We start from the raw sequence: 16,020 nt of genomic DNA, 5'->3' as shown, positions 1-16,020 counted from the left end.
GATTAACGATCTGTACATAGGTCACATGGGCGAAACAGCCAATGAAAAAGTGAGAACAAGACGCGAACATGCGTACTGCTGTCATGCCATGTCAGCACGGCGTCGCGCGGCCATCCAGGCGTGCGCCGCAATCCCACAGCCAAAGACCGCGATGCAGGTCCACACCAACCCCGGAAACCCCGCCATGCCCAGCACAGCCAGCAGCGCGGGCGTGCCCAGCGTGTTGCCCAGATTACCGGTCTGCGCGAGGCCGCCATAGGCTTGGCTTTGATGCGCGGCCGTGGCGTTCAACTGCGGCACGGCGGCAAAACTCGCCCCCTGCACCAGCCCCAGTGCGCCTGCCAGCGAAAGACAGGCCACCGGCATCCCCGGCGCGATCCACAGCCACAGCAGCGACGCGATGCACAAGGCAAACCCGATCTGGATCAGCATGACGGCGCCCATGAACCGCAAGGCATAGACGCCGAGTGTCAGCGACACACCGATGGCCACCAGCGGCATCGCCCCCATCACCCACGCCCGCCATTCCGGCGCAATGTAGGGCGGCAGCACCGTCAGGATGGCCAGAAAGCAAAAGGTATAGAACATCCACCCCGCCCCCGGCGCCGCAATGCGCGGTGACCGGTAGATTGCCACATGATCCCGCAGGATACCGCGCAACGACAAGGCGCTGTCGGGCGGCACCTCCAACGGGCGCAGGAACAGCCCAAGGATCACGGCAAACACGGCCAGCCAGATCGCATGCGCCACGAACAACGCGGGCAGACCCATCGCATCCACCAGCGGCAGGCCAAGAACCACCAGCAGGGTGAACGCGACCGAAAAGAACGTGCTCCAGAGCGTCAGGGTAAACCCCCGATGCCGCTCAGCACTCAGCTGCGCAATCAGTGTCGGGGCAGCGACAACCATCGCCAGATGGGACACACCCTCGAGCGCGCGGCTTGCCAGCATCAGCGGCAGGCTGGGCAATGTCGCCTGAAACAACGACAGCGCCGCCCCGGCCCACAGCGCCCACAGCATTGCGCGTCGATAGCGAATACGGGCGACCACAAGCCCCGCAACAACCCCCAGCACGATGCCGACAAAACCCACAAGCGACACGATGAAACCCAAAGCCGTGCCCGCATCGGGGTAGACCTCGGGCAATCGGTCAAAGATGACCGAGATTTTGGCATACTGCCCCGCCGCACCAAGGCCAGCGCCCCACAGGGCAAGAACAAGCGGGAAGGATGTGCGGTCGGTCATGCCCCGCTCATTTCACGGGCGCGGCACGCCTGCAAGATGCGTCAGCCCGCGCCTTCGGACACCAGCACCATGGTCGGCCACGTCCCACTGCCATAAACGCGCACCCAGACATAGCGCGTGCCGTATTGCGCTATCGCCGAGGGAAGATATTCGGACCCTGCGGCCAGTTGGCAGTTGGCCGAAATCTGTGCACGCGCGGCAGGGTCAGCAAAGATCGGGTCCCACTGATCGCCATCATGCCGAATGCCAAATCGATGATGGTTGGCGCGGTCCTGCTGAACGATGGCGCAGAAACTGCCCAACGCCGCACCGCTTGAGTTGCGCAAATCCGCACCTGTCAGGAGCGTATAGTACTCTGCAATCAACTGCTGCGCCTGCCCGGGCGACGGTGCTGCCAAAAAGGCACCGGCCAAGACGATGAGACCCACTTTAATACTCTTCATGTCAATCACCTCGGAAAAAAGAATGGCCGCAGAGTAGCGGCCATTCGAGATCCCGAAAAGGCATTTCACCTACATATGGATCACGCGGTCATAGGCATCCAGCACGCTCTCGTGCATCATCTCCGACAGCGTCGGGTGCGGGAACACGGCGTGCATCAGGTCTTCTTCCGTGGTCTCCAGCGCCTGCCCCACGACATAGCCCTGGATCAGCTCGGTCACCTCGGCCCCGATCATGTGCGCGCCCAGCAGCTCGCCTGTCTTTTCATCGAACACGGTCTTGATCATGCCCTCGGGCTCTCCAAGTGCAATCGCCTTGCCATTGCCGATGAAGGGGAACTTGCCGACCTTTACCTTGTACCCGGCCTCTTTCGCCGCCGCCTCGGTCAGACCAACACTGGCAACCTGCGGGTGACAATAGGTGCACCCGGCAATCGAATTCGGCTTGATCGGGTGCACGTCGTTCTTGCCCGCGATCAGTTCGGCCACCATGACACCTTCGTGGCTCGCCTTGTGGGCCAGCCACGGCGCACCCGCGATGTCGCCGATGGCAAAGATACCTTCGACCCCGGTGCGGCAGTATTCGTCCGTGACCACATGGGTCCGGTCCACCTTCACGCCCAGTTTCTCAAGGTTCAGGCCCTCGACATTGCCGACAATGCCCACGGCGGAAATCACGGTGTCAAACTCGAGCTTTTCGACCTTGCCGCCCACTTCGATATGGGCCGTGACCTTGCCCTTCGCGCGGTCCAGTTGCTTGACCATCGCCTTCTGCATGATCTTCATGCCCTGCTTTTCGAACGCCTTCTTGGCAAAGGCCGAAATCTCGGCATCTTCCACGGGCAGCACGCGGTCCATGACCTCGACCACGGTCGTGTCAGCGCCCAGCGTGTTGTAGAAGCTTGCAAATTCGATACCGATCGCACCCGATCCGATGACCAGCAGCTTTTTCGGCATGCGGCCCGGCGTCAGCGCGGCCTTGTAGGTCCAGACCAGTTCGCCATCGGCCTCAAGCCCCGGCAACTCGCGGGCCCGCGCGCCGGTGGCCAGAATGATGTTCTTGGCCGTCAGCTCTTCGGTGCCCTTGTCGGTCTTGACGCTCACCTTGCCCTTGGACGGGACGGTGCCCTCGCCCATGATGACCGTCACCTTGTTCTTCTTCAGCAGGTGCTGCACACCCCCCGAAAGCTGCCCCGCCACCTTGCGCGACCGGTCCACCACGGCAGGCAAGTCATAGTCGATGCCATCCGCCTTGAGGCCAAATTCCTTGGCGCGGTGCATCAGGTGGAACACTTCGGACGACCGCAGCATCGCCTTGGTGGGAATGCAGCCCCAGTTCAGACAGATGCCGCCCAGATGCTCGCGCTCGACAACACAGGTGCTCAGGCCCAGTTGGGCGGCCCGAATGGCGGCCACATAGCCCCCGGGACCGGACCCGATAATCACCACGTCAAAGGATTTCGCTGCCATATCAATGTCCTCGCCAAGCGCTGCGTCAGATTTAGTTTACCGTTAAACTATTTCCGTGCAGACCTCAACGAAGACCGAGCGCGACAAATCGACTGACGCTAGGGAAGGCCCGCGTCAGGCGCCACGCATGATGGACGGCACAGGATCAGGCCGCCTGATCCGCCTGAAGGCTGCGCACAATGGTGCCATAGCCACCGGCATCCAGATGTGCCTGTTCGGCATTTGTCGTGGCACGGCCAAGCGCCGCATTGCGATGCGGGAACCGACCGAACTGGCGGATCACCTCGCGATGCGCGCGGGCATGCAGCAAGAAGGTTTCATCCTGTTCGGTGCGCTCGCAGATCAGGCGCACGGCGCGGTCCTGATCGCACAGGTTCTCGGAATGCTCGAGCGGCATGTAAAAGAACTGGCGGGCGGGCATGTCGATCCGCAGGTCCCACCCCTTGGCGATGGCCGACTTGGCCGCAGCCAGCGCCGCCTTGTCCGTCGAAAAGGCCGCCGCATCATCGCGAAACATGTTGCGCGGGAACTGGTCGGTCAGAATGACATAGGCCAGCGCGCCGGACGGATAGGTCAGCCAAAGGGCATATCGGCCCTCGGTCGCCGCCTTCCAGGTCGCGCCAAAACGGTCACGTATGGTCTGATCAAGGACGGGATCGGACTTGAACCACTCCTCCGGACCGCACTCATCCAACCAGAACCGCAAAACATCGTCCGGACCCACCATGGTTTCTCTCCCAATACCCATGCCCCGTCATCAAAGCGTTACACAGTTTATCTTGTGTCCCAAATCACGAAATACAACAGCTGCGACACATTACCCGGCCCGGTTGCAAACCCGGTCAAACCCGCTCTTCCTTATCAAATGAGTAGCTCGCTTGTTCAATGCAGCGACATCACCGTCTCAGCACTTTGAAGGCCACTACAATCGGGAACATGACTAGAAAGCCCGGCATCATTCGCCCAAAAACACTCGGATCGTCATCCAAGCGAACGTCAAACCACCAATTCCAAAGGAGGCCAAGATAACACACTGCAGCGATCACCCATCCGTAAACCGGCGGCAACGGCGGGGGCAGTTTTGTTTTTGGCGGCTCTCGTGGTGGAATCATGGCACTCTCCTCGAACGGAACCCAGTTTATCACTCCGCCCGGTTGTCGTCTTCGCCTTCCAAATCAGCTTCGATGGCGTATTCCTGCGCGATTTCCATCGCCACCGGCGTGGTCGCCGCCTGGGACATCGCAACATACGACCCTGTCTCGTCCACGGGCGTGCTGGCCCGCTGCGTGGCACGGTAGGCTGCGTAGACCACAAGCGCCACGAACAGGACGCCGGTGAACAGGTAAAATCCGGCCGGGCCGATACTGCCCATCATCGCCCCCACGATCAGCGGCCCAAAGACGGCCCCGAGCCCATTGATGAAGATCAGACCGCCCGACGCCGCCGCCATGTCTTCGTGGGCCAGAAAGTCGTTGGTATGCGCCAAAAGCAGGGAATACAGCGGGTTCGACATGCCACCAACCACAAAGGCCGACACCAGAAGCATGGCAAAGTTGCTGCCCAGAAGCATGCCGATCAGCGACCCCACAGCACCGAACGCGGCCAGGACTAGGATCAGCACGCGGCGGTCCATCCGGTCCGAAATCCAGCCGATGGGATATTGCAGCAGCACCGCAGCGATAAAGAACGTCGACACAAAGGTCGAAATCTGCGCCACGCTCAGCCCCGCCTCGGTGCCATAGACGGCCGCCATCCCGAACTGTGCGGCAAACACACCACCCAGCAGGAACATGCCCACACAGCCCAGGGGCGACACCCCGACAAGCTCGCGCAATGTCATCGGCTTGGTGGTGTCAAAGGCCGGGACCGGACTGATCGACAGCAGGATCGGTGTGATCGCCAATGACACCAGGACCGACGGGATCACGAACAAGACGAAACCCGACGGATCGGCGGTCAACAGCAGGTACTGGCTGATGACGATACCTGTCGTCTGCACGATCATGTAAAGCGACAGCGCCTTGCCCCGGTTGGAGTTGTCCGCCGCGTCGTTAAGCCAGCTTTCCGCCGTCACATACACCGCCGAGAAACAGAAGCCGATGATCACACGGCCCACTGCCCATACCAACGGATCGGTAAAGGTCGGGTACAGGATCATCACGGCAGAGATCAGCGAGGCAAGCGCCGCAAACACGCGCACATGCCCCACCCGCTGGATCATGCGGGGCGCCATTCGGCTGCCGCCCAGAAAGCCAAGGAAATAGGCGGACATGACAATCGACATCTGGGCGGTCGAAAAGCCTTCGATCTCGCCCCGGATGCCCAGCAGCGTGCCCTGCATCCCGTTGCCCACCATCAAAAGGCCCATGCCAAACAGCAGCGCCCACGCGCTTGTCAGTACCTGGAACATGTAACTGTACTCCTTGGCCTATGCGTCCAGCGTGGCCTGTATCACCCAGAGATGTCGCAGATATGTGCGACGCGTTTTGTCGGTTTCCGGTGTCACGTTTGCGGCAACAAAAGCGACGCGTCCCCGTAGGAAAAGAACCGGTATTCCGACCGGACAGCATGGTCATAGATCGCCCGAATGCGGTCCTGCCCCATCAAAGCCGACACAAGCATCATCAATGTCGACTTCGGCAGGTGAAAGTTGGTCATCAACCCGTCTGCCACGCGGAAGGCAAAGCCGGGATAGATGAAGATATCCGTGTCGCCTTCCCAGGCGGTGATGCCGCCATCGCGCGCCATCGTCTCGATCAGGCGCAGCGCCGTGGTGCCCACCGGGATCACCCGGTTGCCTCGCGCCCTGGCCGCCGCGATATCCTGCGCCGCCTGCACGGACACCTGCCCCCATTCCGCATGCATCCTGTGCTGGGTCACGTCCTCGACCTTGACCGGCAGAAACGTGCCTGCGCCCACGTGCAGGGTCACATAGGTGATCGCGACGCCGCGCGCCGCCAGCGCATCCATCAATGGCGCATCAAAATGCAAGGAGGCCGTCGGGGCCGCCACCGCGCCGCTGTTGCGCGCCCAGATCGCCTGGTAATCCGTCTTGTCCCGTGCATCGGCGGGCCGTTTCGCGGCAATGTAGGGTGGCAAGGGCATGGCCCCCGCCTCGGCCAACGCCGCGTCGAAATCATCGCCGGCCAGGTTGAACCGCAAATGCCCCTGCCCGTCTTCACTGCCCTCCAGCGTGGCGGACAGAACCTCGGAAAAGCGCACGACCTCGCCCGGCTTCACCTTCTTCAGGGGCTTCACCAGCGCCGACCACGCGCCATCGGCGCGCGGCTCCAGCAACGTGACCTCGATCCGCGCCTCGGTCAGACCCTGCGCACTGTGCCGCGCCCGCGTGCCGAACAGCCGCGCGGGGATCACCCGCGTGTCGTTCAGCACCAGCAGATCACCCGGGCGCAACCAGTCCACCAGATCGGTCACGCGCTGGTCATGGATCTTGTCGCCCTGGGCCACCAGCAGGCGGGCCGACGACCGCGGCGCGGCGGGCCGTGTCGCGATCAGCTGCTCGGGTAGGTCAAAGTCGAAATCATCCAGTCTCATGCGCGTCCCCCTACCGGGACGCTCAGCGTTCATCAATACGCCGCTGCCGTTCCAGCCGCCGTTGCTCTGCGTCACTTGGTCCGGTGTCTTCGGGCACAAAGGCCTCGGGCACAACCGGCGACGGGCCGTCGCCCTCGACCGGGGGCAGTTCCGGGGCGGGCGCGCGGAAAATCTCGCGGAACAGGCCCGGCGTCAGCGCCGACAGCGGGTTCACCTGCACACGCGGCTGCTGCACAGGCCCGCGCAAGGTGTAGTTGAAGCCGATCAGCCCCTCGCCCCGCCGGGTAAGGATGCTGCCAATCCCGTTGATCAGGAACAGCGGCGAAATCACCCCCCGCATGTCCAGGCGCCCCCCCGCCACATCGTACACGCCATCCATCGACAACCCCATGGACGGGCCCGTTGCGCTGGCCTGGGTCAACGTCATCGTGGACGGCGTCAGCCGAAACGACGCCTCCACATCCTGAAAGTGGATGCCGCTGCCGCTCATCTGTTCCAAAAGGCCCACGACGCTCAGGGCATTCAGCAGCGCGGCAATGGCGGGCGCGTCCTGAATGCGGGTTTCCTGGACGTTCAACGTGCCATCAAACCCTGCGGCCCCCACCGGCAACAGGGTCAGGTCAAGCGCACCACCCCGGGCCTGTTTCAGAATGCCCGCCGACGCCGCCACACCGCCCGCATCGTCCGAGGTGATCCGAACCGCGCTGCGTCCATTCTGCGGCAGCACCTGGCCCCGAATGGGCGTGCCGCCGTTGACGCGCGCGGTAAAGGTCCCGTCAAGGCCGCGCGCCATGTTGAATTCGCCCGATACGCCGTTCAGGGCGATGGTGTCGGTGATCTGCAACCGGTCCAGTGTCAGGCTGAGCGGCCCACCGCCCTGCTGCCCGCCGGTGCCCGCACCCGCACCGCCGAAATCGGCCTCGCGCAAGTCCAGCGTGCCACCGCGCACCTGCACGGCCGGGGGCACCGCGCGCCCGCGGCCCACCAGGTCCACCGGCCCGTTCATCCAGTTGCCCACGCGCACGCTTGTGAAGCGCGCCCGCTCCAACCCGCCACCGGGGGTCGCCGTGATCGACCCTTCGGCCCGCAACCCGGGCGCGTCCAGCACCATCCGGTCAACACGCGGCGCCGGGCCCAACGCGCCCGTCAGCGACAAAGAGGCAGGCGTCGCGGCAGGTTTGGACCAGCCCAGCGGCGGTGATGACAGGCGCACGCCGCGCAGGTTCGTCGTCAGGGCAAAGTCGGGCACACCGCCGCCCGCAGGCAGGCCGATCTCGATATTGCCGGTGCCGCGTCCGGTCACCAATCCGGCGGGCAGGCCCAGGTCAAACGCATCGATGGTGCGTTCCGACAACTCGATAGTGCCGCTGACGGAACTGGGCTGCGGCCCCTCGCCCCGGCTCAGCGGCTGGCGCCAGGTCACGTCAAAGGGCACGCCATCCAGGGTGCCCGCACCCGATACCTGCACCCCGGTCTGTGCCGCCACGACGCGCAAGGTGTCGGCAGCCAGGCGCCGCCCCTCGATCAGGGTTGTGCTCAGGACATCGCGGGCGGTGCCCGTGGCGTCATATTCCACCTCGTCCGGCGTCAGCCCGGCCTTCATCGCAAAGGCCAGCGTTCCGGCGGCCTGGATCCGCCCGTCGGCCAATGTTGGTGACAGCCCGGCCCGCTCCATCACGTTCAGCGGCGGCAGATCCAGCAGCGACAGGCCCGCGGTCACAGTGCCATCGGTCTCAAGCCGGACCACGGCGGGCACGCCGTCGCGGGCGCGCACGTCAGGGATGATGAAGGACGACCCGCTCACATCGATGCGGCCGCCCTGCGGCGCCGTGACATGGCCGGAATCCACCGACACGACAAATCGCCCATCCAGCAGGCTGGCCGATCCGCGCCCGTCCTCGATCGGCGGCAATGTCTTGAGGTAGCGCACCCTGGCATTCTCATAGGCAAAGCCCGCATAGGCCACGACCGGACTGTTCGGCGCATCGCGCAGCGCGACATCCAGATCGCGCAGATACCCGTCCAGCAGGTTGGCCAGCACCCACGCGCGGGCCTTGGGGGCAAAACGATCCGGCCACAATTCCAGCAAGCGGCCCGGCATCATGCCGGCCATCTGGGCATCCATCTCGTATCGCCACCCATCCGGGGCCGCGATCAGCGCGCCCCGGGCGATCAGGTCCTGCCCCTGATCCTGAAACAGCGCCTGCCCCACATCCAGCCGGAACGGATCCAGCGACAACCGGAAGTCCAGTTGCGCCGCCTCCATCTCGATGGGTTCGGGATAAAGGTCATCGGGATTCGCGCGCAGCGACGTGGCGCGGAACTGGCCCACCAGGTCCGCAAGATCACCCCGATCATCAATGCCCAGAACGGCCTGCCCGTCGATCTGTGCGGTGATCCAGGCACTGTCGACGGACAGCTCGTCAAAGACCAGAACCGTGCCGCGCGGATCATAGCTGAAGTAACTGCGCGCGGACGAAAACGGCACGGGGCGGGTCGCATCGGTGGGCTGGATCACACCGGCACCGATATTCAGCGCGACATTGACGGGCGCCAGCGTCCCATCCACACCAAAAACCCCGCGCACCGCGCCCGAGATCGGGGCCCGCAGCACGTCCAGCCAGGCAAAGGCCGGGGCCAGGGTCGCCACATCGCCGGCATCCACATCGTTGACCAACACGCCGAAAGTGGCCGCTGACTCTCCGATACGGCTCTCGTAATTGGCCTCCAGCGTCGCAACCCCCTGCCCGCCGCTCAGCAGCGCGAGGTCCGAGGTGATGCGCACCGTCTCGCCCTCCCGGGTCAGACGCATGCGCCCGCCATCCACGGTCCACGCCCGGGCCGACCGGACATCCTCGATCCGCAGGGTCAGGGCGCGGATGTCGGCCTCGGTCAAGGCTGACAGACCCGGAACCGTGATCAGATCGTCAATCCCCTCGATCAGCTGACCCAGGGTGGCCGCCTCTTGCGCAGGCGCATTCGATGTCAGGTCCAGCCCCCCAGACAAGACCACCGATCCGTCACGCTCGCGGCGCAGGTTGGCAAAGATGCCGGTCACACCGATTTCGGTGGGCCGGAACGCCCCCTGCACCAGGTCCGTCACCGACAGCCCGATGCGCATTTCGGAAAAGCCGACAATCTCGGCCCCGGCCGCATTCAACACCTGCACATTGGTCATGCGCACGCGCGGCTTGGCGTTGTCCTCGACCACCAGATCCAGCGCATCAAAGCGCAGCGATGCGGCCCCCAGCGCCTCGCCGGCCCGCGTCTCGATCCGGTCCCGCAACCAGTCCGGCGCAGCCACGGGCCGCCCGATCAGCACATAGATCGCAGCCCCCAGCGCGGCGGCAAGGATCAGGCTGAAAAACAGGCTGCCCAGCCCAAGGCGCCGCCACAGGCTTTTCTTCCGCACAGAAGGCGGATCAGTGATGGGGTCGGCACTGCTCATGTCTTTATTCTTGTCCGCTCAGCCCTATCATGCCAGTCACAACTTTCCCAAGTGTAATGAAAAGGCCAAAACATGCTGGATATCGCCTCGACCGCCCCTGATTTCACGCTGCCCGACGCAGATGGCACGGATGTCACCCTGTCGGCGCTTCAGGGTGGCCCGGTTGTCCTGTATTTTTACCCCCGCGACGACACGCCGGGCTGCACCAAGGAAAGCATCGCCTTCTCCGAACATCTTTCAGAATTCGAGGCGGCGGGCGCAAAAATCTTCGGCATCTCCAAGGACAGCGTCGCCAGCCACGCCAAGTTCGCGAAAAAGCGCGACCTCACGGTGGGCCTTCTGTCGGATGAAAACGGCACGGTCTGCGAGGATTATGGCGTGTGGAAGGAAAAGAACATGTACGGCAAAACGTATATGGGGATCGAGCGCACCACGTTCCTGATCGACGCCAATGGCAACATCGCGATGGTCTGGCCCAAGGTCAAAGTGCCGGGCCATGCCGAGGCGGTGCTGGCAGCCGTTCAGGCGCTGTAACACACCTGTGCCTGCCGACAGGCGGATTGTGTCCGGCAGGCCCACGTTCCGTCCGCATGGATCGCGTTTTGGCGCGAACAGGGTGTTGGATTTTCCGCAATGACAGGGGTGCGCGACCAAGTGGGCGTTCGCTATGGTTACACCAAGGTCGGCTTGCTCGTTGAATTGCTAGCCCAAAAAGACTTTTCCTTCCGGATATCCGACCTTGGATTTGCTTTGCGTGGCAAGAAAGAATGCCAGCGTCAGAGGGCCCAGGCGACCTGCAAACATGATGAGAATGATCATCGCACGCCCGAATTCATCGAGTTCGCCAGTGGCCCCTCTCGACAGGCCAACAGTTCCGAAGGCCGAGCAAACTTCGAAAAGAAGGTCGAGAAAGTCGCCGTCATAGGTGATCGATGTCAGGAAAAGACCGATTACCACGAGGAAAATCGAAAGCGCGGTCAAGGCCAGCACCTTCATGACTTCCGACATCCCCAAACTGCGACCGAAAATGTGAAGCCGCTCTTGTCTGCGGAAGAACGCAACCGTCGCCAGGGCCAGGACGATTAGTGTCGTCACCTTTACACCGCCAGCCGTGGAGGACGGTCCCCCGCCGACCAGCATAAGCATCAAGGTCATCACCGTCGTGCTATTTTCCATCTGCGCGTAGTCGAGGGTGTTGAAGCCTGCCGTGCGTGGTGTCACCGCTTGAAACCAGCTTGCTGTGATACGCGCGCCAATATTGTCAAGTCCGCCGAGCGTGGCCGGGTTGTTCCATTCCAGCAAAGCGAACATGATCCAGGCAAACAGGATCAAAACCAGCGTGCCCGACAGCATCAGCTTGCTGTGAAGCGTCAGTTTCCGCCAACTGCGCTGTCGGTTTACATCCGCAAGGACGACGAACCCAAGCCCGCTCAGAACGAAAAGCACTGTGATCGTGATGTTGACAATAGGGTCAGCAACATACCCTGACAGGCTGTCGGAAAACAGCGAGAAACCGGCATTGTTGAACGCCGATATAGCATGGAAGAGCGCCTGCCAGAAACCTTGTGTCCAGCCGAATTCGGGCACAAACACAATCATCAGAAGGCCGGTTGCGATGGCTTCGGCGACAAAGGCCACCAACATCACGACGCGCACAAGCACAAGCAGATCGCGTACGCCGGTCTGGCCAAGCTCGTCGCGCAGCACCAGCCGTTGAGGCATTCCGATGGTCAGCCCAAGCATCGTTAGAAGAAGGGCTGCGAAGGTCATCAGGCCCAGTCCGCCGATCTGAATCAGCAGAGCGATGATAACCTGTCCGATCAGGGTATAGTCTGAACCCGTGTCCACTACGATCAACCCGGTGACCGTGACGGCAGAAGCGGCGGTGAAAACCGCATCGCCGAAGGTGACGTCGCCGGCATTGCTGAAAGGCAACCGCAGTGCCACCGCTCCGGCGATGATAAACACAGCGTAGATCGTTGCGAGGACAGCTGGTGGACTGAAGCGCTTTTGACGGATCGAGAAACGCAGGCCTGACATCGGAGCGCCTATAGCTCGCGCGCGAATTCGCGAAGGTCTTGCCGCCCGCCAAGCAAAAGCAACAAATCATCCTTTTCCAACGCACAATTCGCGTCGTCGTGTCCGATAAAGTCGGTGCCGCGCAGAACGCCGACGCAGCGCAAATTATGGTCTCGCCGATAGCTCAGTTCGGAAAGGGATCGGCCCTTCAGGCTTTCCGGGACGCGAAAATTGACAACATGTTGCCCGTTTCCCAGGCTCACATAATCCCGCACAAGAGGGTTGTTCAGAACCTGCGCAATATGTTGGCCCACCTCACGCTCGGGATGGATCACACGATCAACACCCAACTTCGACAAAATTCGGTGATGGTTCTTCGACGTGGCCTTGGCCCAGATCGTATCCACGCCGAATGTCTTCAGGTTGATCGTCGCCAGCACACTGGCTTCGATATTCGTGCCCATGGCGACAACACCGACATCGGCGGAATCGACACCCGCTTCCTTGAGGGCGCCGTCGTCTCGCGCGTCCAGAACAAGGGCTTGGGACAACTCGTCGGCATGAGCGCTGACCCGCCGTTCATCGATATCGATTCCGATAACCTCGTTTCCGAAGCGCTGAAGATCGCTGGCAAGGGTCGCGCCAAAGGTGCCGAGACCGATTACTGCGAACACCCGTGACTTGCTTACCATACGACGCCTCGCCAACCTGTTGCCTTCAGAAAATAAGCCGGCGCGATGTTTTGCCAAGTAGTGCAAAGCATTATGATAAGTATTTGCAAATCCGCCAATCGGGTAGATCGCAGCGTTTGGCAAACAGGGCTCTGTCCTGACCATCGACACTTGTGCAGGCCCATCTTTCCGCTCCCCCTTGCGGGACGCTGCCAAACTCTGGATAGCCTTGGCGCCACCGCGCGATACATCCAACACTGCACTGTCGACCAAAACCGGAAGGGACGGACATTTGCCACAGCTGGAACATGCCAATCGAACCATAAGGGCGGCCCTGCCCGTGCTTGCCCCATGATGCCCCTCGCCCAGATGGCCGAGGCCGTGTTGCGCACCGCCGACGGGCGGGAAAAGACGGCCCTGTCGCGCAAGCTGGCTGCCGAATGGCGCGCCGCGCGTGCAGACGGGCAAACGCCCGAGATCGGTACCGCCAACCCACCGACACACCCTGCGCGCCCCGCAGCTCCGGAACTCCTCAGCCCCCGCGACGTGCCGCGCCGCCGCCCCGGCAGCCCGGCCGGGCGCATCGCCCTGCTGCATGCCGTGGCCCATATCGAACTCAACGCCGTCGACCTGCACTGGGACATCATCGCCCGCTTCACCCACGTGCCCATGCCCATGGGCTTCTACGACGACTGGGTGAAGGCGGCCGACGAAGAATCCAAGCATTTCAACCTGATGTGCGACTGTCTTGAGGAAATGGACAGCCACTACGGCGCCCTGCCCGCACATGCAGGCATGTGGCGCGCCGCCGAGGACACGGGCCACGACCTCATGGGCCGTCTCGCCGTGGTGCCCATGGTGCTCGAGGCGCGCGGCCTCGACGTCACCCCCGGCATGATCGACATCTTCCGCAAGGCGGACGCCACCAGCGCCGTCGCCGCGCTCGAAACCATCTACGCCGAGGAAGTCGCCCACGTCGCCTACGGCTCGAAATGGTTCCACTTCCTGTGCGGGCGCGACAACCTCGACCCCAAGGACGCCTTCCATGCGCTCGTCCAGCGCTACTTCCACAGCCCGCTCAAGCCGCCCTTCAACGCGGAAAAGCGCGCCGAAGCCGGCCTGCCCCCGGATTTCTACTGGCCACTGGCCGTAACAGACTGATCCGTATGGCGATTGTGCGCGGTTTTCCGCCAATTTGACGCATTTCCGCACCGGTTTGGAACAGAACGAAACCAAAGGCTTGCCGCCCCGCGCACGTGACTTTATGCACAGGCGTCAAGGCGCCGTGTTGGGGGATATGAGCGCTGCGATTGGGATGGGACAAGGGACGAGCGTTTTGCGGACACGCCTCGGCATTAAGTGGCACGGCCTTCTGGAAAAGTATTTTCCCGAACGGCGCGTCTTTCTGAAATCAGACAGCGACACCCGGTTCATCCGTCTGCGACCCGGTACGCAACTCATCGCTTTTGCTGGCAGTTCCTTCGTGGTGGCCTGGGCCATCGTCGCCACGGCCATCCTGCTGATGGACAGCATCGGGGCGGGCAATTTCCGTGAACAGGCCAAGCGCGACCAACGCACCTACCAGGCACGGCTCAACGATCTGGCAGGCCAGCGGGACGCCCGGGCCGAAGAGGCGCTCGCCGCCCAGAACCGCTTCAACGCCGCGCTCGAACAGATCTCGGTCATGCAGTCCGAACTGCTCAGCTCCGAAACACGCCGCCGCGAACTGGAGACGGGGATCGAAGTGATCCAGGCCACGCTGCGCGGCACCATGAAGGACCGCGAAGCGGCACGCCAGCAACTCGCCTCGCTCGAGGAACAGATCACCTCCGGCGGCGCCGGCACCGCCCTGGCTGCAACGTCGGGCGGCGCCCCCATCGACTTCGTGGCCCAAGCGCTGGCCAAGACCGCCGCCGAGCGGGACAAGATCGAACAGGACGCGCAGGACGCGCTGCTGGCCGCGGATGCCATGGCCACCGAAATCGCGCTGATGAGAGAAAAGAACGACCAGATCTTCCGCCAGCTCGAAGAGGCGATGACCGTCTCGGTTGCGCCGCTGGACAAGATGTTCCGCGCGGCAGGCATGCCCACGGACCGGATCATCGAACAAGTGCGGCGCGGCTACAACGGCCAGGGCGGCCCGCTGACGCCGCTCAGCTTCTCGACGCGGGGCGAAGAACCCAGCCCCGACACCCGCCGCGCCAACCGCCTGCTGAACCAGATGGACACGCTCAACCTCTACCGGATCGCCGCGCAAAAGGCGCCGTTTGCGACCCCGGTCAAGGACGCGTTCCGGTTCACATCTTCGTTTGGCTTCCGCCGCGATCCCAAGACGGGTGGGCGCCGGATGCACAAGGGCGTCGACTTTGCCGCGTCGCTCGGAACACCGCTTTATGCCACCGCTGATGGGGTTGTGACGCATGCGGGCTGGCAATCGGGCTATGGGCGACTGGTCAAGATCCAGCATGAATTCGGCATCGAAACGCGCTATGCCCACCTGTCGCGCCTGCGCGTGAAAGTTGGTCAAAAGGTCTCGCGCGGGGATCGGATCGGTGATATGGGAGCCTCCGGACGGGTCACCGGCGTGCATCTGCACTACGAAGTCCGCGTCGGCGGAAAAGCCGTCAACCCGATGATCTATATCAAGGCAGCCAACGATGTTTTCTAAGAGCAAAATCAACGAACCCGGCCCCAGTACGGACGCAGCCAAGTCTGCGGCCCCGGCGGCCCCTGCCCCCGCAGCCCCCAAGCAAAGCGAATTCAAGGCCAGCGCGCCCAAGGCGAAACCACCCGCCTCGCTTTTGTCGGCAGACCTGCACATCACGGGCAACATGAAGACAACCGGCGACATCCAGGTCGAAGGCACGGTGGAAGGCGATATTCGCGCCCACCTGCTGACCATCGGTGAAAGCGCCACGATCAAGGGCGAAGTGATTGCCGACGATGTCGTGATCAACGGCCGCATCGTGGGCCGCGTGCGCGGTCTCAAGGTGCGCCTGACGTCGACCGCTCGGGTCGAGGGCGACATCATCCACAAGACGATCGCCATCGAATCCGGCGCCCATTTCGAAGGGTCGGTGCAGCGTCAGGACGACCCGCTGAATTCCGGTGGAAACAAGCCCAAGCCGCAAGGCGGGCCTGCCGTGGCACCGCAGCAAAACGGCTAAGGTCA

Annotated in this window: 13 protein-coding genes; 4 read left to right on the top strand and 9 right to left on the bottom strand. The window is 62.9% G+C overall.

Annotated features, from left to right (window positions below):
• Positions 1–81: 81 nt before the first annotated feature.
• The 7 genes from Q0844_RS01175 to Q0844_RS01145 form a co-directional block, all read right to left on the bottom strand.
• Complete coding sequence (locus tag Q0844_RS01175) at positions 82–1,245, bottom strand: MFS transporter (protein WP_299041201.1); 1,164 nt, start codon at positions 1,243–1,245, stop codon at positions 82–84.
• Positions 1,246–1,286: 41 nt separating this feature from the next.
• Positions 1,287–1,688 (bottom strand): hypothetical protein, encoded by a 402-nt coding sequence (locus Q0844_RS01170; RefSeq protein WP_299041199.1) that lies wholly within the window; start codon positions 1,686–1,688, stop codon positions 1,287–1,289.
• A 69-nt stretch (positions 1,689–1,757) separates the two neighbouring features.
• Positions 1,758–3,155, bottom strand: a complete 1,398-nt coding sequence (lpdA, locus tag Q0844_RS01165) for a dihydrolipoyl dehydrogenase (RefSeq protein ID WP_299041197.1) — start codon at positions 3,153–3,155, stop codon at positions 1,758–1,760.
• A 145-nt stretch (positions 3,156–3,300) separates the two neighbouring features.
• Positions 3,301–3,882 (bottom strand): DUF924 family protein, encoded by a 582-nt coding sequence (locus Q0844_RS01160; RefSeq protein WP_299045174.1) that lies wholly within the window; start codon positions 3,880–3,882, stop codon positions 3,301–3,303.
• A 414-nt stretch (positions 3,883–4,296) separates the two neighbouring features.
• Entirely contained in the window at positions 4,297–5,565 is a 1,269-nt protein-coding gene (locus Q0844_RS01155) for an MFS transporter (protein WP_299041195.1), read from the bottom strand.
• A gap of 92 nt (positions 5,566–5,657) precedes the next feature.
• Positions 5,658–6,710 (bottom strand): tRNA preQ1(34) S-adenosylmethionine ribosyltransferase-isomerase QueA, encoded by a 1,053-nt coding sequence (gene queA / locus Q0844_RS01150; protein WP_299041193.1) that lies wholly within the window; start codon positions 6,708–6,710, stop codon positions 5,658–5,660.
• Positions 6,711–6,732: 22 nt separating this feature from the next.
• Positions 6,733–10,158: an AsmA-like C-terminal region-containing protein gene (locus Q0844_RS01145; protein ID WP_299041191.1), complete on the bottom strand. Its 3,426-nt coding sequence runs from the start codon at positions 10,156–10,158 to the stop codon at positions 6,733–6,735.
• A gap of 72 nt (positions 10,159–10,230) precedes the next feature.
• Between Q0844_RS01145 and bcp the strand changes: the two genes are divergently transcribed.
• On the top strand, positions 10,231–10,692 hold the full coding sequence (gene bcp / locus Q0844_RS01140) for a thioredoxin-dependent thiol peroxidase (RefSeq protein ID WP_299041190.1): 462 nt from the start codon (positions 10,231–10,233) through the stop codon (positions 10,690–10,692).
• A gap of 168 nt (positions 10,693–10,860) precedes the next feature.
• Here the strand turns inward: bcp and Q0844_RS01135 are convergent, their stop codons facing one another.
• Entirely contained in the window at positions 10,861–12,198 is a 1,338-nt protein-coding gene (locus Q0844_RS01135; protein WP_299041189.1) for a TrkH family potassium uptake protein, read from the bottom strand.
• A gap of 8 nt (positions 12,199–12,206) precedes the next feature.
• The gene (locus tag Q0844_RS01130; protein ID WP_366522973.1) at positions 12,207–13,103 is read right to left on the bottom strand and encodes a TrkA family potassium uptake protein; all 897 of its coding nucleotides are present in this window, start codon (positions 13,101–13,103) and stop codon (positions 12,207–12,209) included.
• A gap of 96 nt (positions 13,104–13,199) precedes the next feature.
• Here Q0844_RS01130 and Q0844_RS01125 point away from each other — a divergent pair, with 96 nt between their 5' ends.
• From Q0844_RS01125 to Q0844_RS01115, 3 genes are all read left to right on the top strand, one after another.
• Entirely contained in the window at positions 13,200–14,009 is an 810-nt protein-coding gene (locus Q0844_RS01125) for a ferritin-like domain-containing protein (RefSeq protein ID WP_299041187.1), read from the top strand.
• A 175-nt stretch (positions 14,010–14,184) separates the two neighbouring features.
• Positions 14,185–15,516, top strand: coding sequence for a M23 family metallopeptidase (locus Q0844_RS01120; RefSeq protein ID WP_299041186.1), 1,332 nt, complete (start codon positions 14,185–14,187; stop codon positions 15,514–15,516).
• Positions 15,506–16,015: a polymer-forming cytoskeletal protein gene (locus Q0844_RS01115; RefSeq protein WP_299041185.1), complete on the top strand. Its 510-nt coding sequence runs from the start codon at positions 15,506–15,508 to the stop codon at positions 16,013–16,015. The genes Q0844_RS01120 and Q0844_RS01115 overlap by 11 nt, the downstream gene beginning before the upstream one ends.
• The last annotated feature ends 5 nt before the right edge of the window (positions 16,016–16,020 follow it).

The sequence above is a fragment of the uncultured Tateyamaria sp. genome (assembly GCF_947503465.1).
GTDB lineage: Bacteria > Pseudomonadota > Alphaproteobacteria > Rhodobacterales > Rhodobacteraceae > Tateyamaria.
This window is presented reverse-complemented; position numbering and strand designations above follow the sequence as displayed.